The organism is Methanoregula sp., from assembly GCF_049518935.1.
Taxonomy (GTDB): domain Archaea; phylum Halobacteriota; class Methanomicrobia; order Methanomicrobiales; family Methanospirillaceae; genus Methanoregula.
In genome coordinates, this window is sequence record NZ_JBEKRH010000009.1 from 41,945 (window position 1) to 66,189 (window position 24,245).

Annotated in this window: 28 protein-coding genes; 9 read left to right on the forward strand and 19 right to left on the reverse strand. The window is 56.1% G+C overall.

The features are described from left to right. The first annotated feature begins 10 nt into the window (after positions 1-10). The 3 genes from ABSE13_RS07595 to ABSE13_RS07605 are packed head-to-tail and all read left to right on the forward strand — an operon-like array spanning position 11 to position 1,615. The gene (locus tag ABSE13_RS07595; protein ID WP_424027909.1) at positions 11-613 is read left to right on the forward strand and encodes an MBL fold metallo-hydrolase; all 603 of its coding nucleotides are present in this window, start codon (positions 11-13) and stop codon (positions 611-613) included. Continuing rightward, the gene (locus ABSE13_RS07600; protein WP_424027910.1) at positions 606-1,043 is read left to right on the forward strand and encodes a GIY-YIG nuclease family protein; all 438 of its coding nucleotides are present in this window, start codon (positions 606-608) and stop codon (positions 1,041-1,043) included. Before ABSE13_RS07595 ends, ABSE13_RS07600 begins: the two co-directional genes overlap by 8 nt. A 17-nt stretch (positions 1,044-1,060) precedes the next feature. After that, the gene (locus tag ABSE13_RS07605) at positions 1,061-1,615 is read left to right on the forward strand and encodes a flavodoxin family protein (protein ID WP_424027911.1); all 555 of its coding nucleotides are present in this window, start codon (positions 1,061-1,063) and stop codon (positions 1,613-1,615) included. A gap of 25 nt (positions 1,616-1,640) precedes the next feature. Here ABSE13_RS07605 and ABSE13_RS07610 read toward each other — a convergent pair whose 3' ends face one another. Next, positions 1,641-2,099, reverse strand: a complete 459-nt coding sequence (locus tag ABSE13_RS07610; protein ID WP_424027912.1) for a pyridoxamine 5'-phosphate oxidase family protein — start codon at positions 2,097-2,099, stop codon at positions 1,641-1,643. Positions 2,100-2,125: 26 nt separating this feature from the next. After that, complete coding sequence (gene cofH / locus ABSE13_RS07615; protein WP_424027913.1) at positions 2,126-3,214, reverse strand: 5-amino-6-(D-ribitylamino)uracil--L-tyrosine 4-hydroxyphenyl transferase CofH; 1,089 nt, start codon at positions 3,212-3,214, stop codon at positions 2,126-2,128. Positions 3,215-3,346: 132 nt separating this feature from the next. Between cofH (ABSE13_RS07615) and ABSE13_RS07620 the strand changes: the two genes are divergently transcribed. Continuing rightward, a complete protein-coding gene (locus tag ABSE13_RS07620) occupies positions 3,347-3,646 on the forward strand; it encodes a YunC family protein (RefSeq protein WP_424027914.1) in 300 nt (99 codons plus the stop codon). Between the two features lie 71 nt (positions 3,647-3,717). Here the strand turns inward: ABSE13_RS07620 and cofH (ABSE13_RS07625) are convergent, their stop codons facing one another. The 3 genes from cofH (ABSE13_RS07625) to ABSE13_RS07635 all read right to left on the reverse strand — a co-directional run bounded on the left by cofH (ABSE13_RS07625) (position 3,718) and on the right by ABSE13_RS07635 (position 6,338). Then, positions 3,718-4,803 (reverse strand): 5-amino-6-(D-ribitylamino)uracil--L-tyrosine 4-hydroxyphenyl transferase CofH, encoded by a 1,086-nt coding sequence (gene cofH / locus ABSE13_RS07625; protein WP_424027915.1) that lies wholly within the window; start codon positions 4,801-4,803, stop codon positions 3,718-3,720. Between the two features lie 73 nt (positions 4,804-4,876). Beyond that, positions 4,877-5,602 (reverse strand): signal peptidase I, encoded by a 726-nt coding sequence (locus tag ABSE13_RS07630; RefSeq protein ID WP_424027916.1) that lies wholly within the window; start codon positions 5,600-5,602, stop codon positions 4,877-4,879. A 115-nt stretch (positions 5,603-5,717) separates the two neighbouring features. After that, positions 5,718-6,338 (reverse strand): LysE family transporter, encoded by a 621-nt coding sequence (locus ABSE13_RS07635; RefSeq protein WP_424027917.1) that lies wholly within the window; start codon positions 6,336-6,338, stop codon positions 5,718-5,720. Positions 6,339-6,474: 136 nt separating this feature from the next. Here ABSE13_RS07635 and ABSE13_RS07640 point away from each other — a divergent pair, with 136 nt between their 5' ends. Continuing rightward, positions 6,475-7,872 carry a DNA-directed DNA polymerase II small subunit gene (locus ABSE13_RS07640; RefSeq protein WP_424027918.1) on the forward strand — a complete coding sequence of 466 codons (1,398 nt, stop codon included), beginning with the start codon at positions 6,475-6,477 and terminating at the stop codon, positions 7,870-7,872. A gap of 287 nt (positions 7,873-8,159) precedes the next feature. Here ABSE13_RS07640 and ABSE13_RS07645 read toward each other — a convergent pair whose 3' ends face one another. From ABSE13_RS07645 to ABSE13_RS07670, 6 genes are read right to left on the reverse strand one after another with little or no spacing between them, the layout of a single operon-like run. After that, positions 8,160-8,540 carry a 4Fe-4S dicluster domain-containing protein gene (locus ABSE13_RS07645; protein ID WP_424027919.1) on the reverse strand — a complete coding sequence of 127 codons (381 nt, stop codon included), beginning with the start codon at positions 8,538-8,540 and terminating at the stop codon, positions 8,160-8,162. A 5-nt stretch (positions 8,541-8,545) separates the two neighbouring features. Then, positions 8,546-9,625 carry a hydrogenase large subunit gene (locus tag ABSE13_RS07650; protein WP_424027920.1) on the reverse strand — a complete coding sequence of 360 codons (1,080 nt, stop codon included), beginning with the start codon at positions 9,623-9,625 and terminating at the stop codon, positions 8,546-8,548. Beyond that, complete coding sequence (locus ABSE13_RS07655) at positions 9,610-9,996, reverse strand: NADH-quinone oxidoreductase subunit C (RefSeq protein ID WP_424027921.1); 387 nt, start codon at positions 9,994-9,996, stop codon at positions 9,610-9,612. The genes ABSE13_RS07650 and ABSE13_RS07655 overlap by 16 nt, the downstream gene beginning before the upstream one ends. Further along, positions 9,993-10,496 carry an NADH-quinone oxidoreductase subunit B family protein gene (locus ABSE13_RS07660; protein WP_424027922.1) on the reverse strand — a complete coding sequence of 168 codons (504 nt, stop codon included), beginning with the start codon at positions 10,494-10,496 and terminating at the stop codon, positions 9,993-9,995. The genes ABSE13_RS07655 and ABSE13_RS07660 overlap by 4 nt, the downstream gene beginning before the upstream one ends. Beyond that, on the reverse strand, positions 10,493-11,356 hold the full coding sequence (locus ABSE13_RS07665) for a respiratory chain complex I subunit 1 family protein (RefSeq protein WP_424027923.1): 864 nt from the start codon (positions 11,354-11,356) through the stop codon (positions 10,493-10,495). The genes ABSE13_RS07660 and ABSE13_RS07665 overlap by 4 nt, the downstream gene beginning before the upstream one ends. After that, on the reverse strand, positions 11,353-13,269 hold the full coding sequence (locus ABSE13_RS07670) for an NADH-quinone oxidoreductase subunit 5 family protein (protein ID WP_424027924.1): 1,917 nt from the start codon (positions 13,267-13,269) through the stop codon (positions 11,353-11,355). Before ABSE13_RS07670 ends, ABSE13_RS07665 begins: the two co-directional genes overlap by 4 nt. A 478-nt stretch (positions 13,270-13,747) precedes the next feature. Here ABSE13_RS07670 and ABSE13_RS07675 point away from each other — a divergent pair, with 478 nt between their 5' ends. Then, on the forward strand, positions 13,748-15,790 hold the full coding sequence (locus tag ABSE13_RS07675) for a sodium-translocating pyrophosphatase (protein WP_424027925.1): 2,043 nt from the start codon (positions 13,748-13,750) through the stop codon (positions 15,788-15,790). A 348-nt stretch (positions 15,791-16,138) separates the two neighbouring features. Here the strand turns inward: ABSE13_RS07675 and ABSE13_RS07680 are convergent, their stop codons facing one another. Further along, positions 16,139-16,606, reverse strand: a complete 468-nt coding sequence (locus ABSE13_RS07680) for a hypothetical protein (protein WP_424027926.1) — start codon at positions 16,604-16,606, stop codon at positions 16,139-16,141. 263 nt (positions 16,607-16,869) lie between these two features. Here ABSE13_RS07680 and ABSE13_RS07685 point away from each other — a divergent pair, with 263 nt between their 5' ends. Continuing rightward, positions 16,870-17,043 carry a hypothetical protein gene (locus tag ABSE13_RS07685; protein WP_424027927.1) on the forward strand — a complete coding sequence of 58 codons (174 nt, stop codon included), beginning with the start codon at positions 16,870-16,872 and terminating at the stop codon, positions 17,041-17,043. Positions 17,044-17,070: 27 nt separating this feature from the next. Here ABSE13_RS07685 and ABSE13_RS07690 read toward each other — a convergent pair whose 3' ends face one another. Beyond that, the gene (locus ABSE13_RS07690) at positions 17,071-17,871 is read right to left on the reverse strand and encodes a hypothetical protein (protein WP_424027928.1); all 801 of its coding nucleotides are present in this window, start codon (positions 17,869-17,871) and stop codon (positions 17,071-17,073) included. Between the two features lie 154 nt (positions 17,872-18,025). Then, on the reverse strand, positions 18,026-18,208 hold the full coding sequence (locus ABSE13_RS07695; RefSeq protein ID WP_424027929.1) for a YHS domain-containing protein: 183 nt from the start codon (positions 18,206-18,208) through the stop codon (positions 18,026-18,028). A gap of 436 nt (positions 18,209-18,644) precedes the next feature. On the opposite strand from ABSE13_RS07695, the gene ABSE13_RS07700 reads away from it, so the two are divergent. Both ABSE13_RS07700 and ABSE13_RS07705 read left to right on the forward strand, forming a co-directional pair. After that, positions 18,645-20,327, forward strand: a complete 1,683-nt coding sequence (locus tag ABSE13_RS07700; protein WP_424027930.1) for a PAS domain S-box protein — start codon at positions 18,645-18,647, stop codon at positions 20,325-20,327. A gap of 44 nt (positions 20,328-20,371) precedes the next feature. Beyond that, entirely contained in the window at positions 20,372-20,671 is a 300-nt protein-coding gene (locus ABSE13_RS07705) for a hypothetical protein (RefSeq protein ID WP_424027931.1), read from the forward strand. 302 nt (positions 20,672-20,973) lie between these two features. Here the strand turns inward: ABSE13_RS07705 and ABSE13_RS07710 are convergent, their stop codons facing one another. From ABSE13_RS07710 to ABSE13_RS07730, 5 genes are read right to left on the reverse strand one after another with little or no spacing between them, the layout of a single operon-like run. Next, a complete protein-coding gene (locus tag ABSE13_RS07710) occupies positions 20,974-21,543 on the reverse strand; it encodes a flavodoxin family protein (protein ID WP_424027932.1) in 570 nt (189 codons plus the stop codon). Beyond that, a complete protein-coding gene (locus ABSE13_RS07715) occupies positions 21,540-22,181 on the reverse strand; it encodes a flavodoxin family protein (RefSeq protein WP_424027933.1) in 642 nt (213 codons plus the stop codon). Before ABSE13_RS07715 ends, ABSE13_RS07710 begins: the two co-directional genes overlap by 4 nt. A 32-nt stretch (positions 22,182-22,213) precedes the next feature. Then, positions 22,214-23,032: a nitroreductase family protein gene (locus ABSE13_RS07720; RefSeq protein WP_424027934.1), complete on the reverse strand. Its 819-nt coding sequence runs from the start codon at positions 23,030-23,032 to the stop codon at positions 22,214-22,216. 35 nt (positions 23,033-23,067) lie between these two features. Beyond that, a complete protein-coding gene (locus tag ABSE13_RS07725) occupies positions 23,068-23,673 on the reverse strand; it encodes a flavodoxin family protein (protein WP_424027935.1) in 606 nt (201 codons plus the stop codon). Position 23,674: 1 nt separating this feature from the next. After that, the gene (locus ABSE13_RS07730) at positions 23,675-24,241 is read right to left on the reverse strand and encodes a flavin reductase family protein (RefSeq protein ID WP_424027936.1); all 567 of its coding nucleotides are present in this window, start codon (positions 24,239-24,241) and stop codon (positions 23,675-23,677) included. Positions 24,242-24,245 lie beyond the last annotated feature (4 nt).

Below are 24,245 nucleotides of genomic sequence, written 5' to 3' on the forward strand. Positions count from 1 at the left end.
ATTATTGTGCATGCAGGTCAGGTGGATTGCCGGTGAATCGGCATTTGCCAACGCGTACCTTTACGGGAGCGTGCTCGTGGACGCGGGGGTGATGCCGATGGCAGTGGCTCCGTACAAGGAACAGATCGAGACGATCGTTCTCTCGCACTGCCATTTCGATCATATTGCACGGGTAAAGGAGATCGCGCACATGTGCAAGGCCAAGGTCGCCATTCATGCAAACGATGCAGCCGGCCTTGTCGAGGATGCCCGGAGCCTCTCGATGCATTTCGGGGCGCGATCGCCGGGAATCCTGCCCGACATCAAACTGGCAGATGGGGATACGGTAGGTGACCTCCTGGTCATCCATACCCCGGGCCATACTCCGGGAAGTATCTGCCTCTGGTCGGAGGCTGACCATGTCCTCATATCAGGAGACACGGTCTTTGCCGATGGCTACTTCGGGAGGTACGACTTCCCTGGCGGGAGCAGAACCGAGCTGGCCCGGTCGCTCGACCGTCTCTCGGTGCTCGATGTAGAGGGCTTATACGCGGGCCACGGGGATCCGACGGATGAAGGCGGGAGCCGGTGCATTGCCGCGGCTCAGGGCCTGATGAAGAGCGGGTATGGATAAGGGAATTTACTGCCTCATTTTTGAGAACCCGACCTGCACGATCGGGATCGGCGCACTCGGTCCGGTCCCGTTCCCTGCCGGCTGGCACATCTATATCGGTTCAGCACTCGGGAGCGGCGGCCTTGCCCGGCTCTTCCGCCATGTTACCCTCTCAAGAGGAAAAGACAGGACGCCGACGTGGCATGTTGATTATCTTTCAACAAACAACCACTTTGTGCTCAGGTATACAATCCACGCGGTAAAGGATAACCGGTTCGAGTGCCGGCTCGCAGAGGCACTCGGGGGCCCGGGCATCCCCCGCTTTGGGTGCAGCGACTGCACATGCCCATCGCACCTCCTCTCCCGAAGAACGGATCCCAATCAAGAGATTCTCTCCGCGTTCCGGGGTCTCGGCCTTGTCCCGGTCACCAAAACCATCATCAGCCCATAATGCAGTAAGGGTAACCTATGAAAGTCCTGGGTTTGTCGGGAAGCATGCGGAGGAACGGGAATACTGCGATCCTTGTCAGGGAGATCCTCAGGCGCTGCGAGGACGGGGGTGTGAAGACCGAGTTCGTCTCGCTGGCCGGTATGAAGATCCACCCCTGCCTTGGCTGCGAGAAGTGCAAAGAGAAGAAGTGGTGCATCATCGAGAACGATGACTGGAACGAGATCATCGCGAAGGTCATGGAGTGCGATGTACTCGTCATCGGGTCGCCAACATATTATTACGATGTCAGCGGCCATCTGAAGAACTTTATCGACCGCACGTACTCCCTCTACCATGACCGGAAACTGGCAGGGAAGAAGGGAGTCGCGGTGGCCGTGCACGCCAACAAGGGAGCAAGCCGGACCGTCCAGACGATCGAAGGATTCCTCTCCACCCATGAGTTCTCGTCTCTCGGGTCGGTGAAGGGGACCGGGTACCACGAAGGGGACATACTAAATGATGATGAGGCATTAAAGCGGGCCCGGAAGATCGGAGACCGTATCGTGAGGCTTCTCAAGCCTCACCATGATTGAATCTCCTGGCGGCTTTTAATCGCCGTCAGTACCCGTGCTTCTTCCCGGTCATCTCCCCGATCGATATTTTGATGACGTAGACCCGCTCCAGCTCCTTTTCCGTGAACTGGTGGTCGTTCTCCCCGTAATGCCGGATAATACAGTTGAGCGCCCGGTTCTTCTCTTCTGGATCAGACAGCATGCGTGCAGTCCCGGTGCAGACGACACTTTTGTACCGGAATTCCCAGCTGCAGGGATTTTTGTCCGGAAGGGGGCCGCCGCAGATATCCACCTCGACGCAGCAGCGCGGGTTCTGTGCGAGCATGGCGATCTTCTTTCCCTCCCTCGCGGAGTGGAAATAGATTGCATTATCCTCGTAACCGAAACAGAGAGGGACAACATAGGGCTCTCCCTCGTCAGCCATTGCCACCCGGCAGACCGGTGCCTCTGCAAGAATCGCTTCCATCTCTGCCCGGCCCGTGATCTCCCGGTCTTTTCTCCTCATGATCGCACGTATTCCTGCCCTTCCATTTATACGAGATCGTAAAGCGTCGTGCGCCTGCGCAGGGGCCGGCCTATGTCTTCTGCCACCCGCTGCATCTCGGCAGGATCGAGGTAGTCGGTATTTGTGGCTCCCGCACCCTTGGAGATGCTCTCCTCGAACATCGTGCCCCCGAGATCATTGGCACCCGCAATCAGCCCAAGCTGGGCCATCTTGATCCCTTCCTTCACCCAGCTCACCTGGATGTTCCGGAAGTTGTCGAGGAAGAGCCGTGCTACGGCGACCATCAGGAGGTCCTGCCTGCCCGTAGCCCCTGCCCGGGCTTTGCCTGCCCGGAAGATCGGCGTGTTCATGTGGATGAATGAGAGAGGGACAAACTCAGTAAACCCCTGTGTCTCATCCTGGATCTTCCGCAGGATCGCAAGGTGCGCCACAATATCCGTATCGGTCTCGCAATGCCCGTACATGATGGTTGCCGTGGTCTTGATCCCCATCGTATGGGCCTCACGGACGATGCGGATCCACTCTTGTGTCGGGATCTTCTCTTTGCAGATCCGGTCCCGGACCGTGTCCACGAGGATCTCGGCGGCAGTCCCGCACATCGAGTCGAGCCCTGCCATCTTCATCGCCGCCAGCACCTCCCCGCTCGTCATCCTGCTCTTCCGGGCCGCGTAGGCCACTTCCATCGGATTACTCGCATGGAGGTGCACTCCGGGGGCTGCCTCGTGAATCCAGCGGTACACGTCGATATAGGATTGTGCGGTGAAGGCCGGGTGAAGGCCGCTCACCGTGCAGATCTCCGTGACCTGCCGTTCCTTTGCCATCCGGGCCTTCCTCTGGATCTCCTCCCTGTCATGGAAGTAGATCCCCTCGTCCCCGGGTTTCTTTGAGAAACCACAGAAGCCGCAGGCGTTCACGCAGAGGTTGGTGACGTTGATGTTCTGGTTCCGGACCCAGGTTACGTCATTGCCTACCCGTTTCTCCCGCACCTCGTCTGCGGCGGCAGCAACTGCCCAGACATGCCGGTCCCGGGTCGAGAAAAGAGCAAGTGCCTCCTCTTCCCCCAGCCGGTAGCCGGCCCTCGCATCGTCCAGTATCCGCCTGAGTGTCTGATCCATGACTGCTCCCCCGGTTCTCTTACGCAGTGTAGCCCCGCAGATGAGGTAAAGCTATCGAACCCTGTGTCGTACCCGGGGAATCCGCATGCCGCAGGATTATAATCCTGTGCGTCAACTATATCTGTGGGAGCTATGCATCAGGTAGATATTCAACTGAATAACAAGAAAGCGGTCGGATTTGTCGTTCCCCTTGGCCCGGCAAATCTTGTTGCAATCAAGACCGATATAGGAATGGTGGGATGCGGGGCGTTCGATGTGGCAGCCCTCGACTCATTCAGCTACCCGGCAGTGAAAGTGCGGCCGGTGCTCGGGCCGTCAATCGTGGATACGAACGATATCCTCATGGGTATCGTAAAGGAAGCGAACCGCTCCGCCATGGGACGCGGGATTAAAACCGGTATGACCGGCCGGCAGGCGCTGGAACTGCTCTGATTATCCGGCCTCTGTTTCGTCTTCTTTTTATTCAAACCCTTTTTACAGGTGCACACAGGACTGAGCTGTGTTTAGATCAGCTCGTACAGCGTACTCCGCTGCCGGAGCTTTCGCACAAGATCGGTGACGATACGTTCCATATCTTTGGGATCCAGGTAATCGGAACCCGCAGCCCCTGCGTCGCCGGTCACATCATCCGTGAACATGGTTCCCGCAAGATCATTGGCCCCCGAAAGAAGGGCCAGCTGGGTCATCTTCAGCCCGACTTTTCCCCACGCTACCTGGATATTGTCAAAGTTATCAAGGAACAGCCGGGACACCGCAATCATCAGGAGGTCCTCGCGCCCGGTGGGCCCGGCCCGGGCAATACCCTGCTGGAAGAGCGGGGTGTTTGTGTGGACAAACGGCAGGGTTACCAGCTCCGTGAACCCGTGCGTATCATCCTGGAGATCTCTCAGGAGTCCCAGGTGCTCAGCCTGGTCCGCCGGTGACTCGTACGAGCCGTACATGATGGTCGCCGTGGACTTCAGGCCCATCCTGTGCGCCTCCTTAATGATCCGAACCCAGTCGGCAGTGGGCACTTTGCGGGGGCAGATCACTTCCCTGACGGAATCGACAAGGATCTCCGCTGCCGTGCCCTGGATGGTCCCGAGCCCCTCGTCTTTCAACCGGGCAAGCACGTCCGTTGTGGGGCAGTGCAGTTTCTTTGCCACAAAGGCTACCTCGTCGGGGCTGAATGCATGGATATGGACACCAGGTGCCGCTGCATGCACCCAGTGGATCAGATCAACGAAGGTATCGATGGTGAACGCGGGGTGGACCCCGGAGAGGAGACAGATTTCTGTCACCTTCCGCTCGTACGCAAGCCGGGCCTGCGCCTGGATCCCGTCTTTGTCATGGCAGTACGCCCCGGGATCGGTCGTCTTCCTGCCAAAGCCGCAGAACCCGCAGAGGTTCTTGCAGATGTTAGTCACATGCAGGTTCTGGTTCCTGACATACGTGACGACATCCCCTGCCCGGCGCTCCCGCATTTCGTCAGCGGCCGCAGTGATATTCCAGACGTCCCTCCCCCGGGCTTTGAGCAGGAGTTCTGCTTCGCCTTCCGTAAGCCGGTGGCCACTGAGCACATCCGCGAGAAGTTCTTGTATCGTGGTCATGGCCCGTGTTCCTGCATCATCTCTCTTCCTTTAACTTCTGCCATGGGCCGGTCCAATTCCATCTGAGTTTTCCTTAATTTTTCTTCTTTCCGGCCTTCTTTTTCTGTTTGCCGCCGGTTTCTTCCGTTCCCTTGTTCTCGCGGGACCGCAGATAGAGCTCGTGGAGGATCATGATCACGACAACAACAATGACCACGTCCACGATGTGAAGGGGGAGATACCCGACCAGTGGGATGGTAAAGAGTGCCTTGCCCACGATCCACTCATCCTTTACCGGTTCCGGTGTACCTATTCCCTCGTATGAGGCGAACTGGTCCGGGATCGGATTATTGTCACCCCACGTGATGTACCCGTCATGGGCGACCGTATAGTTCTCCTTGAGCTGGTTGCCACGGATCTCGGTCAGAGGGGTGGTGGTTGTGGCATACGCTACTGCCCGGTGGATGATCGGGTGGACCGAGGTCATCCCGTTGGGCTTGTAGATGATCACGTCACCGTAGCTGTTGAACCTGGTGACGTTCGCCTGCTTCCCTTGCTCCCATGTCATGAACTCCCCGTACCGGTCCTTCTGGACCACGACCACGAGGTCGCCGATGTTCATGTTGGGTGTCATGCTTCCCGACTCGATAGTGACCACGGCGGGCCACGTGCCGCAGACGAGGAAGAGGATGAGCGCGATGGTGCCGACAACGCCGGCTACCCATAGGAGGTCGCGGGCAAGCGAGACCACCCAGTTGTCACTGGTCCTGAACTGTGCGATCAGCGTGCGGATATCCCGGGATTTTTCCTTGTCTGCCATAGCGAGCCTGTAATGCCTGTATAGTGTTAATCCTGTTCCACATTAACCATGCGGCATCGTACGGGTGCTGATAAGGGGGCGTACGCGAAACTGGGACCCATGATGGGGCGCCGGATCAACGGGGAACAAAGACCCCCGAGAAGTAATAGAGGCCAAAGAGGATGAGGAAGATCCCACAGCCCGCCATGATCCGGTGGTAGGTCGTGTCGGGAATAACAGTCTTTCCCCGGGAGACGCCGGTCGATACAAACGTGAACCACCCGGTATCGGCACACCAGTGACCGATCATGAAGACGAAAGCGAGCAGGATGCCCCCCTCGAGGGTTTTAATTACGAGAGCACTCCCGACAGAGAGCCACCAGATCCAGAAGAAGGGGTTCGCTGCACTGGTCAGGAACCCGGCCATGTAGGGACTGGACACGGTACGGGATGGCGCAGCACCAAGTGTCGCGGTCCTGCTTCCCAGAATGGTCATGATGCCGAAGATCACGAGAGCGATCCCGCCTACCGCTGCAATAACGGTCGTATACGGACCGGCCATGCTTGCGAGGCCGAGGATAATTAACAGGAAGATAACGAGTTCCGCAACGATGTGCCCAAGGGACACCTTGAGTCCCGCAGTCCAGTTCCCGGCAAGGGCGGCATTGATGGTGGCTACCAGCGTGGGGCCGGGCGCGAGCGCCCCGGTGAGCCCGATCAGAAATCCCAGCGCCAGCGTGGAAGCAATCTCGTACATTGTGCGTAGTCCATCCGGGTGAGGCCGTACCAGATATCGCCGCCCTCCAATATCAACCTGCACGCCGCACATGCTCCCGCGGGGGGAATCGTGCAGGAAGGGCAGGCTATATTTTACCGGCCGCCCATGATCTGGTATGTTGGATGCGCAGGAGATCACCCACCGGTTCCTCGATACCAAACTGCAGGTTCACCCGGAGGTGGTCCGCTATATCCTGGAAAATAACGAACCGGATCTGATCGAGCGCATCCTCGCTTCGGTACCAAGGGACGCGATTGTCGTCTCCGCAAAACATATCCCGGGCATCCGACCCACCCGGGACGGGACCCGGTTCCTTGTCGACCCCGAAGTCGAAGTGGTCGCGGGTTCCGCCGGTACCTCTGGCGCAATAAACGGGACAAGCGACTACCTCCATTATTTCCGGGACCGGTATGCCCGGCTCGGTGGGATGATCCGGAGCAGGGCCGGCTCTATGCCTATAGAGGGACTGATCAGGAACACCCGGTACCGGCAGGAGGAGTGCACGGTCATCGGGATGGTCGTGGAGGTGAAAACCACCACAAACGGCCACCGAATCGCCGAGATCGAGGACTCCTCAGGCACCATTCCGGTGCTCTTCCGCAAGGACAGGCCGGCCTTTGCCGATGCCGAGCGGATCATTCCCGACGAGGTAATCGGGGTCAAGGGAAAACTCTCAAGCGATGGCAGGCTCTTTTTTGCCGAGATCCTCTACCGCCCCGATATCCGGATCGACAACGCCCCGTTTAAAAGCGAACAGCCGGGAAAAGCCGTGTTCATCTCCGATGTCCACGTGGGCAGCGACACTTTCCTTGAAACATGCTGGAACAAGTTCGCGGACTGGCTCTCGGACTCCGATTACTCCTATCTTCTCATTGCTGGCGATCTCGTGGACGGTATCGGCATATACCCGGGGCAGGAAACGGAGCTGACCATCAGGAACATCTATGAACAGTACGATGCGTTTGCAACAATGATGCGAAATCTTCCCTCCCGCATGAAGATCATCGTCGCGCCCGGTAACCACGATGTGGTAAGGGGTGCAGAGCCGCAGCCGGTCCTCCCCGAGCAGTTCACGCGGAGGTTTCCCTCCAACTGCGTGCTCGTCGAGAACCCGGCGCTCGTGCGCCTGCAGGGTGTCCGTGTCCTGATGTACCATGGACGGTCTATAGACGACATGATCGGCCTGATCCCGGGAGCATCCTACGACCAGAGCGGGCTTATGATGGAGGAGATGCTCCAGCGCCGCCACCTTGCTCCCGCGTACGGTCGCAGGACCCCGATTGCCGCCAGCAAGACCGACCGGCTTATCATCGATCCCCTGCCCGAGATCCTGCATACCGGTCATGTCCACATCAAGGGCATAACCACGTACCGGGGCGTGCTCGGGATCAATGCGGGGACCTGGCAGTCACAGACCAAGTTCCAGAAGCAGATGAACGTGAATCCCACACCGGCGCTTGCGGTGACGGTTGACCTGCAGACGCTGATACCGGAGACGTTCAGTTTCGCGTGAGACTGTATTCAGTTGCTCCCGGGGGTTTCACGGTCCAGGATTTCTGATGAAAATCTTCTCCACTGCAGTCAGCAGTCCCTGTCGCTGTTGCTTCCCCAAGGGTGATTACACCCTATTACTTTTCCGGGAATTGGTCATCGTAATTGCATAACGATATCATACGTGGAAATAGGGGGATTACTTACTTCGCTGCCCAGCAAGGCCCCGAAATATAGCCGGGTGACCCCGTAAGGTGTGGGAAATGTCACGACGTGATCAGACACCCCAAAAATGAGCGGAGAGAAGGATTACTCCTTATTCTCAGCAACCGGCTCCTTCTTCTTCGGCCCTGCCACGGTATACATCTCTTTCCCGCCCCGGGCAGTCAGGGGCGCACGGTACTGGGTCTCCATGGTAAGGCACTTGGTGGGGCAGACATCCACGCACGCAGAGCAGACCACGCAGCGCATATTGTCGATCTGCCAGGTCTTTTCCTTCACTTCCACGCAGATCGCCCCTGTCGGGCATTTCCGCTGGCAGGACCGGCAGGTGATGCACCCTGCCGGGTTGATGGATACATGGCCCCGGGTGAGGTTTGTCTTCTTGGCCGGTCTGGCCGGGTACATGAGCGTTGACGGGCGGGAGAACAGACTTTTTATGACGGTCTTGGTCATCTGGAAGAAAGTCATCGTGTTCACCGCTCCGCACAGCCGATACAGGGATCGATGGACAGGACGATCACCGGCACGTCCGCAAGCTCGCAACCCTTGAGGAGCCTGACGAGCGGCGGGATGTTCGTGAACGTCGGAGTCCGTACCCGGTGCCGCACAAGGTTCTTCTTCCCGTTACCCTTAATGTAATGGATCACTTCACCCCGGGGCTGCTCGGTCCGGGAGAAGTATTCTCCGTCAGGCGCACCGGTCACTTTCACATCTATGGGGCCGTCGGGGATCTTTTTAACACACTGATCGATAATATCAATCGAGGTGAACATCTCCTTTGCCCTGACTGCGCAGCGGGCATAGCAGTCGCCGCCGTGTTCGACAACCGGTTTGAAATTGATCTTCCCGAATGCCGCGTAACCGGTCTCACGGATATCGATGGCGACGCCACTGCCCCTCGCTGTTGGTCCAACAGCCCCGAGGTAATAGGCGTCCTCTTTCCCCAGTACGCCAACACCCTTTAGCCGGTGGCTGACCGATTTATCGTGGAGGAAGACGTTCGTGAGATCGTGGAGATCTTTCTCCATTCCCTTGAGCCCCTTCACCATCTCATCCAGTTTCCCGGGAGAGATGTCCCTGCGAACGCCACCAACCTTGTTAACTCCCTGGATAACACGTCCTCCCGTGGTTGCTTCGAGGTCGTCGAGGATATGCTCGCGCAGGCGCCACGCGTTCATGAAGACGCTCTCGAATCCCATGCTGTCCGCAAAGAGTCCTAACCAGAGAAGGTGCGAGTGCAGCCTCGAGTACTCCGACCAGATAGTCCTGAGGTACTGGGTCCGCTCCGGCACCTCGATACCCATGATCGCCTCGATGCCCTGCACATAGGTCTGGCTATGGATGTAACTGCAGATCCCGCAGATCCGCTCCGCGATATAGACATATTCTGTATATTCCCGCTTCTCCACGAGCTTCTCGAGCCCGCGGTGCACGTAGCCGATCGTGGGGATCACATCCACCACAGTCTCGTCCTCAAGCACAAGGTCGAGGTGGATGGGCTCTGGAAGGACGGGGTGTTGCGGGCCGAACGGAACAATTATTTGTTTTGACATGCGTCGTCCTCCTTCGTTATGGTCACAGAAAACGGATGTTTGATTGCCGTCTTGTAGAACGTGCCCTTGAAATCAATGTTGATGCCGCTGACGTGAAGGCCATAGAGGTCGTGGATCTCGTTCTCGTACACAAATGCTCCCCAGTACACCCCGCTGATGCTCGGGATCGTCTCGTCGTGCTTCACGGTGATCCGGTAGTTCAGCAACTGGTAGTCCTTGTCATACACATAGATGATCTCGTAATCATCCCCGATCTTCGTGCACCCGATCTGGACGAGCCGGTGACCATCCTTCTTTGCCTGTGCGGCCTTTGCCACCACTTCACTAACGCTAATCGGGGTAATAACCTGTGCTGCCTTTCCTGTCGTCATTCTGCGCCTCCGGTCTGCGAGATATGTTCAGGACGCAATCCTGCATGCCGGTGGTCTTCCTTTGCATCGGTATCGAGCACCATCTTCGTCCGTTTCTTCTCGAGGATCCCGAGTGCCGTTACGATCCCATCGATGATGGATTCGGGACGGCACGCGCAGCCCATCACATACACATCGACCGGGATCACCTTGTCAATCCCGCCGGCAACATTGTAGCACTCCCGGAAAACCCCTCCTGATGTGGCACAGATACCAACGGCTACAACTACGTTCGGGCGGGGCATCTGGTCGTAGATGTTCTTTACTACCTCCCGGTTCTGCTCGTTGATCGAGCCGGTCACGACAAAGATGTCGGCATGTTTCGGGTTGCCGGTGTTGATGATACCGAACCGCTCAACGTCATACATCGGGGTCAGACAGGCCAGCACCTCGATATCGCAGCCATTACAACTCGACGCATCGTAGTGGATGATCCAGGGGGATTTTGCCATGAAGGTCATGAGATGCCTCCGTTCAGGAAGTAGAGGGCGGCAAGGTTGAGGATACCCATAACTGCCGCGATCGCCCACGAGCTCTTCACGGCGAGCTGCCACTTGACGCGGGCATTCGTGTTGTCGATGAGGATCTCGAAGAGATAAATGACGATTACCGCGATTGCGGCAATGACCGGGCTGAACGCAAAGAAGAGCCAGACGAACCCCAGCAGGAAAACCGTCTCGTACCAGTGGGTGATCTCGATCCAGCCGAGCGAGGGGCCGGAGAACTCCGTGGTCACGCCCTTGACGATCTCCTGGTGGGCATGGTGGGAGGTGGAGATATCGAACGGGGACTTCCGGAGCTTGATGGTCAGCACATAGATGAAGCCGAGGAAGATCCCCGGGATGAGGAGAACCACCGGCGTGGTCGCTGCAGCGATATCACTTACGTTGAAGCTCTTCGTTGCCGCGTACATGCCGACTGCCGTCAGGATCACCATCGGCTCATAAGCCATGATCTGGAGGAGCTCGCGTTCCGCTCCGACATAACTGTAGGGGGAATTCGCTGAATAGGCACCGAGCACGAGGAAGATCTGGGCAAGCGTGAGAGCGAAGATCACGAGCAGAAGGTCCCCGCCGGCAAAGAAGAGTGCTCCCGTGAATGCCATGAAGAGCACGTAGCAGATTGCATAGAAGATTTGCGTCTCATTCACGACCGCATTCTCTTTCTCGAAGAGCTTCCCCACGTCCCAAAACGGCTGGAGGATGGACGGACCTACCCTGCCCTGCATGTGGGCGGTGATCTTCCGGTCGATACCGGCAATGAGGCCCCCAAGAACTGGAGCAACGAGGACAAAGACGAGGCCCCAGACGAGGTTGATCACATGACCACCCCCCGTAAGACCGTAGCGATGAGCATGATGCCAATCAGGGCCGAACAGATCCAGACCCCGAGGGGCCGGAGTTTCGCCTCACCAAAGTAAGGGATGAGGTAGTAGTTAGACATGATCGCTTTTTTCTGGACTCCCAGCGAGCCCGAGAAGCGCAGGTCCTGCGTGGTTGTCCTGCCGCCCATGTAAGGCGCAAGGTGCCGGTGCTGCCGGTGGGGGAGCAGGATCGAGAGCGGCAGGAGTAGGATCAGGAAGAGCATCAGGATCATGATGAGGATATTGTCCTGTGATAACTGGGCCACCTGCCCGTAGTTCTCCATCAGGAACGGCTCGAGGAGTTTAACCGAAACCAGCGGGAAGACGAGCGTAGTGATGAACGAGAGTCCCGCCAGCGAGACGAGAGCTGCCCACTCGCTCCTGTCCACCTCCCCTTCGATCCGCTTGCTGTCGGACGTGACAGTCAGGAGCTTTCCCATCCACTTTGCCCAGAAAAAGACCGTCATTGCGCTGCCGAACACTAGGATGACTACGAAAATAAAGCCGAACGGGGCATCGATGAACGCCCGTATCGCCGCCCACTTCGAGATCAGCATACCGAACGGGGCAAGGAACATGCCGGCGATACCGATCACCATCATCGCAGCGATCTTCGGCATCCGCACGATCAGGCCGTTCATATCGTCGATCTCACGGCTCCTGATCCGGTGCTCCACGGTTCCCACGGCAAGGAAGAGGAGTGACTTGGAGATCGCATGGAATACAATCAGGAGGATAGCAGCCCAAATTGCCTCGTAGGTGCCGATACCGGCGCAGGCCGTGATCAGGCCGAGGTTGGCGATCGTTGAATATGCAAGCACCCGTTTCGCATTACTCTGCGATATGGCAATCCCCGATGCGATCAGGAAGGTGAGTGCCCCTACCAGGGCGAGCATATAGCCGGTGACGGTCCCGTGGAAGACAGGTGCCAGCCGGACAAGGATATAGACACCGGCCTTCACCATGGTGCTGGAGTGGAGGAGTGCCGATACCGGTGTGGGTGCAACCATCGCCCCAACCAGCCAGGACGAGAAGGGCATCTGGGCCGCTTTCGTCAGGCCGGCAAACCCGATAAGCGCTGCGGGAATCAGAGCGATTGCCTTGCCGGAGATCAGGAGCTGGTCAATGCCCATCACGCCGTTGCCTGCCATACCGAGCCAGAGGATGGCGCCGGCAAAGGCAATTCCGCCCAGCAGGTTCATCCAGAGGGCATCGAACGCATTGTTGGTTGCCTCCTCAGTCTTCGTATAACCAATGAGCAGGAACGAACAGAGAGTGGTCACTTCCCAGAAGAAGTAGACCCAGAGAATATTATTGGCAAAGACGAGGCCGAACATTGCGGAGATGAAGACGAACATCACAAAGAAGAAGATGTTTCGTTTGTCAGGAATTGTGGCGTGGTGCTCGTGGAAGTGCTTCATGTAGCCGAGCGAGTACACGCAGATGAGGCTTCCGATGATACCGATGATCAGTGCCAGGATATTGGAGAACTCGTCCACGAACAGGTTTGACGTGATATCGGCAGAGTGGGCGTACGTCAGCTCGAAGAAGATCATCATCACGGATTGCACGAGGATGAGAGCGACTACATGGTACTTCCGGTGCCGGATACCAAGATAGAGGATGAAAACCGCGATCAGCATCTCGAGGATGAACATGACGAGCCCCACCGGCTCGGCGGGAATAGCAGGCGAATAGAGCGCCCCTTTGTCAAACGTGGTAATGAGAAGCCAAACCGTGACCAGTATGACGGCCACTGCAGACAGTTTCACGATCCATGTGCGCTCGATCTCTTTCTTTGCAACGAGCATGAACAGCGCCGTTACGAGCGGAAACAGGATCAGGAATATTAACAGCTGTACGAATTGCACCAGATACCCTCCCTCTCTGAATATGGGAATTTTTCATTATTAATCATATTGAATTGTGCACGATTCTTCTTTCTGCAGGAAATCACCGGGGTGCAGGAGATAGTGTGGAGAATAGTACGGGAACCGGGGAAATTTTCCATAAAAACCTTCCAGGGACAGTAAAAACACGAAGTTCGGGGAGAATTCCATGGGATTATCCCTGCCCGCAGATCCGGTGGCGTGACAGGGGAGCGCATCAGGAGTAAAAGTTTAATGGTTCAAGAATGCACTATTGATCTCTTAGGATGGGTTATGTTCGGTGCAGGGCGATCCCCGGAGCCATGAGAACCCTCCTTTGGGTCATTTGAGCAGGTCTCTGCTGATGCCAATCTAGTATACCTGATGTGGTGCTGGCATCCTGACCGGCCGTTATTTGCCTGTGCGCCAAAAAACGGTCCCGGTGTTCTCAGGGGTCTTCACGCAGCAGGGAGGTCAAGGAATGTACGAACTCGTTATAGTAATTGGAATAAGTATTCTCGCACTGATCCTCGCAGCGATCCTGGCGCGCAATGTCCTCGCACAGGATGAGGGCACACCCAAGATGCGCGAAGTATCCGACGCGATCCGGGTGGGTGCAGAAGCATTCATCAAACGACAGTACTCGACTATCGCTATCCTGGCAATCGTGCTTGCCGTTGTCATCTTCGGGGTATATACCCTCACGGGACAACAGGGTCTCGCGACCTTCACGGCTCTCGCATTCATTGTCGGGGCGACCTGTAGTGCGCTCGCCGGTGTCATCGGTATGTCTGTTGCCGTCAGGACGAACATCCGGACGGCCGCAGCAGCCCAGACCAGCGATGGAAAAGCACTTGACATTTCGTTCAGGGGCGGTGCAGTCTCCGGTCTTATCATCACGTCGATGTCGCTTCTCGGTGTCTCGCTCACCTACTATGCGCTCGGTGCAAACCCGCAGACAACACCCTTCATCATTGTCGGGTTCGCGTTCGGTGCCTCGTTTGTCGCCCTCTTCGCCCAGCTCGGTGGCGGTATCTACACCAAGGCCGCCGATGTCGGTGCAGACCTTGTCGGTAAAGTCGAAGCCGGTATCCCAGAAGATGACGTCCGGAACCCTGCTACCATCGCAGACCTTGTCGGGGACAATGTCGGGGACTGTGCCGGCCGTGGCGCTGACCTCTTCGAATCCACCGCAGCCGAGAACATCGGTGCGATGATCCTCGGTGTCGCCCTCTTCCCGGTTTTTGGTGCCGCCGGCGTTCTCTTCCCGCTTGTCATGTGTGCACTGGGTCTCCTTGCCAGTATGATCGGTATCCTCTGTGTCCGCGGAAAGGATAACGCAGACCCGATGAATGCCATGAACCTGGGATACTATATCACGGCAGTCATCTCGGCGGTGTTCTTCTACTTTGGCACCATGTGGATGCTCGGGAATATCTGGTTCTTCTATGCAGGTCTCGTCGGTATCGTATTATCCGTCGCATTCCTCCGGGTGACCCTCTATTACACCGATCACCACTACCGCCCTGTGCAGGAAATTGCCGATGCCTCGGAAACAGGACCGGCTACCAACATCATTACCGGTTTCTCGGTCGCCCTTGAGACCACCGCAATGCCGGCAATCCTGATCGGCGCATCCTTACTCCTCTCCTTCTGGCTCGGATCCCAAAGTGGCATCCAGTTCGGCGGCCTCTACGGAACTGCCTCAGCAACCATCGGTATGCTGATGGTCTGTGCCTACGTACTTGCCATGGACTCCTTCGGCCCTATCGCCGACAACGCCGGCGGTATCGTCGAGATGAGCCAGGCTCCTGAATCCGTCCGCAAGCGGATGGACAGCCTCGACGCTGCCGGTAACACAACCAAGGCCCTGACAAAAGGATATGCGATCGGCAGTGCATCGCTCGCAGTCTTCCTGCTCTTCAATGCCTACATGTCCGATATCAGCCGTCTTATCGGTAAGGCCTTCACCGTTGTCAATATTGCAGCAGTCCCGGTATTTGTGGGCGCACTGCTCGGTGCAATGCTCATCTTCGTCTTTGCCGGCCTTGCAATCCGTGCAGTCTCCAAGACCGCACAGTATGTGATTGAAGAGGTCCGCATCCAGTTCAAGGACCCGGCCATTATGGCAGGGACCAAGAAACCTGACTATGCCCGTGTGATTGACATCACCACGCTCGGCGCACTCAAGAACATGGTGCTGCCCGGTGCAATTGCCATCGCCTTCCCTATCTTTATCGGTGTGACCATGAAATACGAAGCCCTCGCAGGTTTCCTGATGGTCGGCACAATCACCGGTATCCTGATGGCACTGATCCTCAACAACGGTGGCGGTGCATGGGACAATGCCAAGAAATACATCGAATCCGGTGTCCACGGCGGCAAAGGCAGCGTAGCCCACAAGGCAGCCGTCATCGGTGACACGCTCGGCGACCCGTTCAAGGACACTGCCGGCCCGTCACTCCACGTGCTCATCAAGCTGCTCGCCACACTCTCGCTCGTGCTCGCGCCGCTCTTTATCTGAAACATCTTTTTTCTTTGCAGAGCGTTCCGGTTTTCTGAAGCGGGATAAAAATAAAAGAGAAACTTCTCACCGTAGCAGGCACGGGAATGTGGCGAGTCACAGATCCCGACAATCTAATCCTGATGGATTTCATGGTGCAATACGTCGCACCGTCCTTATCAACGAGATCCGGACAGAAGAGATCAGGAGCCATGGCGGGGATTTCCTTATAATATACCACGTTCGGATCTGTTACCGGACATTCTCTTTCCAGTAACGGATCTGGCCCCAAGGGACGGAATAAAGACCGTACGGGTTATCGGGAATGCATCCGGAAAAAAGAATTGCTTTTTTGGGCGCAGTACTGCATCAGATCTGCTTGAACGGGACGAGCACGTCAACCGTCTTGTACGCCTTACCGTCGTCAAGAGTAACGGAGACGATCGCACGGTCTGTGTCCTTCGTACCTTCGAGCGTTGCTGTGGAGTCAACGGTTATGCCGAGTGTACCGGTTTCCGTTGTCCCGTCAGCCCGGTTCAGGGTGATGTCGATCTTCTTTACATGGATGAGGCCTGCACCACCCTGGAACGTGTAGATGACATTCCCGAGGTAATCCTTTTCAACATTGATATTCACCTGACGGGCATCGACCACGGAATCCGTTGGCGAGGGAACAAGGCTTGTTCCTGATACGGAAGGTGCGGACACGGGGGCCGCCCCGACTGGACCGGATGACTGGGTCGCAGGAGCGGCAGGGGACTGGGTTCCCGTGCAGCCGGCGAATGCGATGATGACGCTCAGAAGCAGGACAAGAGAGAGAACAGCTTTCAATTGCATACTGTTAGTAAACAACTGAGTCCTATTAGAATTTTACCCCGGATAAGCAAACGCTTAAACCAGGACGTCCGGATAGTGTACCTGTCGGATTGCAAACCTTCCCCCGCTACAGACTACGACACCCGGTATCGTTTCCGGCTGCATAAATAACAGCAACAATGGTATTACGCCCCGTCAGATCCTGCAGATTGTTCAGAAAATACTGCACCCCGGCATCGCGGGGGAAACCATTAAGCAAAACCGCCGTTCATTGTCTGGTACTGATGTCCCCGACCATACGCGAAGACTGCCCCTGCCCGAAGGTAACGTGCAGCCGCCACACGCTCTGCGACGAGTGCGAGGCTGCCCATGCGGGAAAAAACGGGCTGCCGTTCTGCAGGCGGCCGAAACGGTCATTCTGGAGCCGGATCCGGAAATGGCTCGGGATCGGCCGGTAATCCTTTTTGACAGCAGGTTGCAGGAGGTTATGTCCCGCCCAGCGTCCGTTCGTCCTCCTCGATCCACTTCTCGAGTTTTTGCATACCTTCAGCAATATCCCGGATCCTTGCCTGTGTTTCCTCTAACCGGGCGGTTGCCCGTGCCGTCTCTTCTGCACTCCCGCAGGAATCGATAATTGCTCGCAACTGGGCTGCACCAATCTGGAAATTTTCAAGTGCAGATGCTGCTTTCCGGTACCGTTCATAATTAGTCTCGAGATTCTTCCGGACCCGTAACTCAAATGCCATCTTCTGCGGTGGCTTTTCCGGTGTTAAAATCCCCCATATCGCATCATGCGTCCGCCGGACTTCCTGGATCCGTTCAAAACAGGTTTTTTTGTGTTTTGCTATCATCTCATGTTTGAATTTTGCCAGCAGATCTGCGGCATTTTTGAGCGCGTGCCCCCGTTCCAGGAGTGTTTGGACATCGGGAGTGGTGAGGCCTGCGGGAAGCCGGGCCAGTTCCAGCTGTTTGATGATCTCGTCCGCATGCCCGTGAGACACGGATTCAAGCATCCCGTACCCGGTCTTCTGGTGCTCCTTTACTTCCCGGCAGAGGGCGTTGAACTGTTTCCAGAGCAGATCCCGGTCGTTCCTTGCAAGCGGTTTCAGCTCACGGAATAACGTGGAGACCGATTTTGCCAGGGCCCAGAAATCCTGGTATTTGGTAACAATCGGGAAGTTTGACCTGATGGGAGTGGTTAACGAGGAGAGTTTCTTGATCTCCAGGTCCAGGTGTTCTGCGTTGGCATGGGCATCCCTGAGCCAGGGATCATCTTCAGGTTTCATGAAATTTCCCGATCATTACATTCAATGGAGTGGTTTATGTGTTTTGGCCGGCTGGTCTTTATGATGTCCTGCCCGGCAGGTTCCCCGGGGGACTTCACGCAAGGCCTGCAGGAAACCGGCCGTCACGCTGGTGCACCCGCCCGGGCATCATCGTTCAGCTGGTTTCTTTCAAGTTAACACTGACATCGTGCGAAATGCGCGAATGTCTCTTCGGGTTCTCTTCGAACTGTTTTTTGCACCAGTTGCAGCAGAAATAATACTTCTGGTCTTTGTACGTGCTGGTGAATTCAGCGTTTTCCTCATCAACGATTGCCAGACAAACGGGATCGGTCGCCATCGTAATATACCTCGGTATCCTGTACTAGAATCGTGGTTATTTCCTTAAGAGTTATCGCCTTTGCATTCCGGAAGTACAGGAGAGCGGAGGTACCGGAGAGATTCATCCGGGTTTTCCTGTTACGCATATCCGGTGGGATGGGCATAGTATCGGATCCGGTCCTTGAGGAGGCACCTGCATCAGCACCGTCATCGACAGTTCGATCCCGGATACCCGCGGGGGGAACACCACCGTCCTGCCGGTAAAAAAAGCGGGCGCTTCACAGGGTTGTGGATCACCTGGATTCGAGCGGGAAATATAACAATGTTATGTACCGCGGGCAACAGACGGCAGAAAATAAACTCTGGCCGTACGAATGTTCATAACATCGCAGGAAAAATCACCATACTGAATGTACTGATGTCCGGCAGGGTAGCTCCGGGCGGAGTTTGAGACCATGTGGGCACCCGATATCAGGACACTTTTTCTGATCATATTTCTGGTCAACGCATCTCTGGCCCTGATGATGTTCGTATACGGGAAGACCCAGAAGACTTACGACGGATTCATGACGTGGACGATTAGCCTGCTCATCTTCGCCTCTGGATATTTCCTGTTCCTGCTCCGGGGTTCTATCCCCGATCTCCTCTCCATTGTCATTGCCAATAACCTGCTTATCCTCTCGGTCATAATGAGGGTAGACAGTCTCCGGAGATTCATATCATCGAAGGCCCTGCCTGCCTGTATCTACGGAATACTCCTGCCGGTCTTCATTCTTTTCCTGTATTTTACTTTCGTATTCGATTCGATCATGATCCGGTACCTGATCTCCATTCTTATTATATCCGCCTGTACCGTTACCGCCATTGTCTTTATCATAACCGCACTATATCCGGAAAACCGGTCGCTGCGGTTTGCCATTGCGGCTATACTCCTTCTCATAACAATCCTGTTTATCTTCAGAATGGTATTCTGGCTGATCGTTCCCGCTGACAACTCACTTTTCAGCACAAGTATCACGAACACCTCCTTTTTCATCGTTACCGTTATCACGGATATCCTCTTTACGGGGACTTTCCTGATGCTGAATATGGCCAGGTCCCAGGCAGAGGTTCGTTCCAGCGAGGAACGGTACCGGAACCTCACCGAAAACCTGCCGGATTATATCATCATTCATGACGGGGAGTTTATCCGGTACGTCAACCCGGCGATAGCAAGGCTCGTGGGAATCGCCCCGGAATCACTCGCCGGCCAATCGATATACTCGCTCCTCTCCCCTTCAGGTGCGACCGTTGTCCGGGAATCCATCCAGAAGACACATACCGGGAATTCCCCGGCTGCGTACAGTGAGATCGATCTCCAGTTCCGTGATAGTACGATCCACCACTGCATTGTAAAGACGGTGAGAATCCATGACCGGAGGGAATTATCATTCCTATCAGTCATTACAGATATCACTGAACGGAAGGCGGCAGAGAATGCCCTGTTCCAGACCAACAGGAAACTCAATATCCTCTCTTCTATCACCCGCCATGACATCATGAACCAGCTCCTCGGCCTTAAGGGATATCTGGAACTTTCCAAAGAGTCACTGGATGACCGGTCCGTTACAGAGGAGTATATCCGGTGGGAAGAACAGATCGCGGATACCATCGGACGCCAGATCGAGTTTACGAGGGTATACGAGGATATGGGTGTCAGTGCACCTGTATGGCAGAATGTGGAGATCATGGTCCGGAACGCGGTTGCCTCCCTGCCTTCAGGGAAAGTCGGGGTGATTGTTGACCGGTCGGATCTCGAAGTTTACGCCGACCCGCTGGTGGAGAAGGTCTTCTACAACCTGATCGACAATACCCTCAGGTATGGTGGCGGGAGGATGACAACAATCCGTTTCTCCTCCTATGAAACGGATGCAGGGCTCATCCTTGCCTGCGAGGATGATGGGGAAGGGATCCGCGGGGAGGACAAAACGCATCTCTTCGAGCAGGGATATGGAAAAAATACCGGCCTCGGTCTCTTCCTCTCCCGCGAGATCCTCTCGATTACCGGGATCGCCATTGCCGAAACCAGCGAACCCGGCAACGGTGCCAGGTTCGAGATGCTCGTGCCAAAAGGTGCATACCGGTTTGTCCAATCCTGAACTAATCCCCGGTAATTTCTAAAAAACAGGAGCCGGGCCGGCGGGTGCTGCCCCGGTCGTACATCTTCAACCAGCTCGCGGGGTTCTACGTGCCGGTGCGGAAGAAAGGGGTGAAGGTTGCCGAAAACAAGGCTGGGAAGACGGATTTGTATACCGGGAAGAAGGCGGTGATCCACGAGCTGAGTCAGGGGACGTGCTCCAGCTTCCTGAACACACTTGCCGGTTGGGATCTGATTCAGAAAATGCCAGGCCCGGCAGGCAACCTGAAGGAAAAAAATTACACTATCACCCCAGCGGGAGAGCTCTCTTTAGAGCTTGCTCTGATCAAAACGCGTAAACCGTGAGTAAGATGTGCGTCTGATAATCAGGTGTACAATTGATTATCAAATGTACAATTGACAAAAATCCCTCCACTTACGCCGGACGAGTTCACAAAGGGGAGGGGGGTACCACTTCGGGACAACAGGAGGGGGCGGACGGAGCGAAGGTGCCACCCGTTATGATCTTCTCAAGAATGGCATCGGGAATCTGTCGCTTCCCGAACCTCCTGACACTGCGGTGTGTCATGATCGCGTCGATCGCTTCCAGGGTACAGATCTCTCCTTTGACTCTTACACGTTGGCAGTAATCAAAAGCCTGTCCCTTATCATCTCAGCAGATCCTTCCCCAGCCGGTACGCGGTATCCATGAGCTCCTTCTTTTCCGTCACAGGGGGCTTGTACCCGGCATCGAGATCGCAGGCAATAAGGTTATCCTTCACCGTCAGGCCTGACAACCCGACCGCGAACATGAATGCCGCGATCCCGCCTTTAAACAGCCTTTCATCCGGCTGGTTCTGCGTGAAGATGAACGAGACCTTCTTGGACTTTGGCAGTTTCGGGACCAGGTTCATGCTGACGTACGGGAACATCCGGTCGAGCCAGGCCTTGGTCTGGGCCGTAACACCGGAGAAATAGATAGGTGAGGCCACGATGAGACCGTCGGATTCCAGTATCAGCTGGTGGATCTTCTGCATATCGTCCCTGACCGCACATTCTGCCACGTCATTTTTCTTGCAGTAGTAGCAGGCTTGGCAGCCTTTGATCTTCAGGTCGTTCAGGAACACGGTCTCCGTTGCAACACCCTCATCCTTCAGGCCCCGTTCAGCTTCCGCTGCAAGGAGGCTGGTGCTGCCGTTTCTACGGGGACTTCCGATGAGTATGGTCACTTTTTTCATGATTGCACGAGCCTTACTCCCAGTTCAAAGGCCCGTTTGCAGTCCTGCGGGAAGACCGTCTTCCACCGCTCTCTGCGCTCCTCCGGATCGAAGTAGCTGAAGACCACCTTATCGTAGTCCTCGAACTGGAGCGTCTCGTTCGCAAAGAGGGATTCCGCATGTCCGAACATCCGTGCGAGCACCTGCTCGTTTGCACCTATAAGAGTGCCATAGTTCTCGTTCATCAGCTGCTCTGAGACGTTCATCGTATAGACGAACGCGGTGGGGATCTTCCCTGGGAAGAGCGAGACGGGGGGCCGGGTGTAGGTCAGGTACGGGAAGAACAGCCGCTCCATGAAACACCGCATCATACCGGTCACATCGCCGAAATAGATCGGTGAGCCGAGGATGAGCGCATCGACATCCGGTATCTTTTCAAGAACCGGGGTCAGCTCATCCCGCACGGCACATTTCCCGTAACTCTTCCCATCTTTCAGTTTGCAGGCAAAACAGCTGGTGCAGCCGGTATACGTAAGGTCGTAGAGATGGACCAGTTCCGTCTCCGCTCCCTTTGAAGCCGCGCCGTCAAGGGTGTTCTGGAGCAGGGTCGCAGTATTCCACTTCTTTCGCGGGCTTCCGTTGATTGCAAGGACGTTCATTGTCGTGTTCTCCTGTTTTCTCAAAGGCAGGGTTACCGCCACGCTACCTCAATAGATTTCCGGCGGGGGATCCCGTAGACATTGTACTGAGGGTAACCGAACATCATCGCGTACGCAGATTTCCGTCCCGCTGGCAGACCAAGTTCTTTCTGCAGCGGTTCATAGGACGTGGCGGCCATGGCAACAAATCCTGCCCAGCAGGTGCCGATACCGAACGCCGGTGCAGCAACATCGAAATGCGTGAGGGCGATGATGGCATCAACAGAGGCAACCGGGTTGTCCTCTGGTATAGAGGCGAAGAGCAGGTGCGGGGCGCCACGGCAGACAACGTCGTGTCCCGCTTCCCACGCCCCGATCAGCCCGGGTATGTAGCCGCTCATCGGGTGGTTCGTATTCTGCAGGGTCTTCATCCACCCGATGGTCAGCCCCGCGATCTTTTTGACCCTCTCCGTGTCGTGGACAACGATCCACTGTACAGGCTGCCCGTTGCCACCCGAGGCAGCGTACCTGGCAATATCGAGCACCTGCTCAATCTTCTCCTTTGGTACGGGATCTTTCGTGAAGTGCCGTACGGACCGGCGTTTTTTGAGATAGAATGCTATGTTGTCGGAAGAGATTGCGCCGGCACCGGCCGGCAGGGACACCTTCTCGTCAGGACGGACGTTCAGGAGGAGTGCCTGCGACGGGCAGGAGACCTCACAGTGCCCGCACTGGATGCACATACCGGCTCTGGTATCCTGGACCCGGGGCAGGGTGTTCTCATCAGCGGGATCAACGATTGACGTCGGGCAGACGACAGAGCAGATCCCGCACCGGGTGCAGAGATCCTGGTCAACAAGTATCGTGGTCATAATAGTTTTCCTGAATGTAGTATTCCTGACAATGGTCAGTGTTTTTTTGATGTTTTGATCGGCACGTCTGACTTTTTCATCAGTTCCAGCAGCCATGCCATGCTCTTACCGGTCTCCCGTGCCCAGGCCATGCCCTCGTCATCATTCATGACATCGCCGATATTCTTCCCGACTCCGATCGGGGGCAGGCCCGGTACAACCATCCCGCTGATCAGCAGGAAATGGAGGAGCGAGTCAAGCGTATGCATGGCCCCGGCACGCCTGACCGAGATGGCCGCGGATCCCACCTTGCGCCGGAACAGCCCGCCATTTGCCATAGAGACAAAACCGGCCCGGTCGATGAGCGCCTTCAACTCAGCCGTAACATCCGTGAAATAGACCGGGGAGCCAAGGATGATCCCGTCAGCCTCCGCCATCTTCCCGACACAGTCGTTCAGGATATCATCATCGAAGATGCATCGCTTGTCCCGGTTCTCGAAACATTTCATGCACGCGGTGCACCCGCGGATTTTCTTTCCGCCAACCTGCACGAGTTCCGTGGTGATACCATTCTTTTCGAGTTCCTGCAGCACCTGACCTATCAGGAGCCGGGTGTTCCCTTCCGGTCGCGGGCTCCCGTTGAATGCAACTACCTTCATCATCTCATCTCTCCGTTATCAGATTCTTCCCGGCACTCCAGGCATCGCCGGCGTACTTTCCGAGCGTCCAGTAGCGGTTGTCCGGCATGGTAAGGAAGAGCGGATCGATCTCCGGGAAGTCCGGCTTTTGGTCCTTGATCACCCTGCCATCCGCATATGCTCCTGCAATCTCACCGATGAAGAGCGTGTTGGTCGGCAACGGGACGGTCTCGACGAGCCGGCACTCAAGGGTGACCGGGCATTCCCGGATCATCGGTGCCGTTTTCAACGAACCGTAGAACACCTCGAACACGTGGGATTTATCGGTCTTTTCACCGGATACGATCCCGCAGTAATCGGTCTTCTCCAGGAGAGCCGAAGACGGGATATTCACCGAGAAGGTCTTTGTCTCTGCTATACCCTTCGAAGTATAGTGATGGTTCCCAATCCCGCAGAGGATCATCGGCGGGTTCGCGTTGGCCCGTGCGCACCAGCCCACAGTCATGAAGTTATCCTTCCCCGCAACCTGTGTCCCTACAAGGACCACCGGCATAGGGATGAAAAAGTTCTGTCCGATTTGTATCTTTTCCATGTTT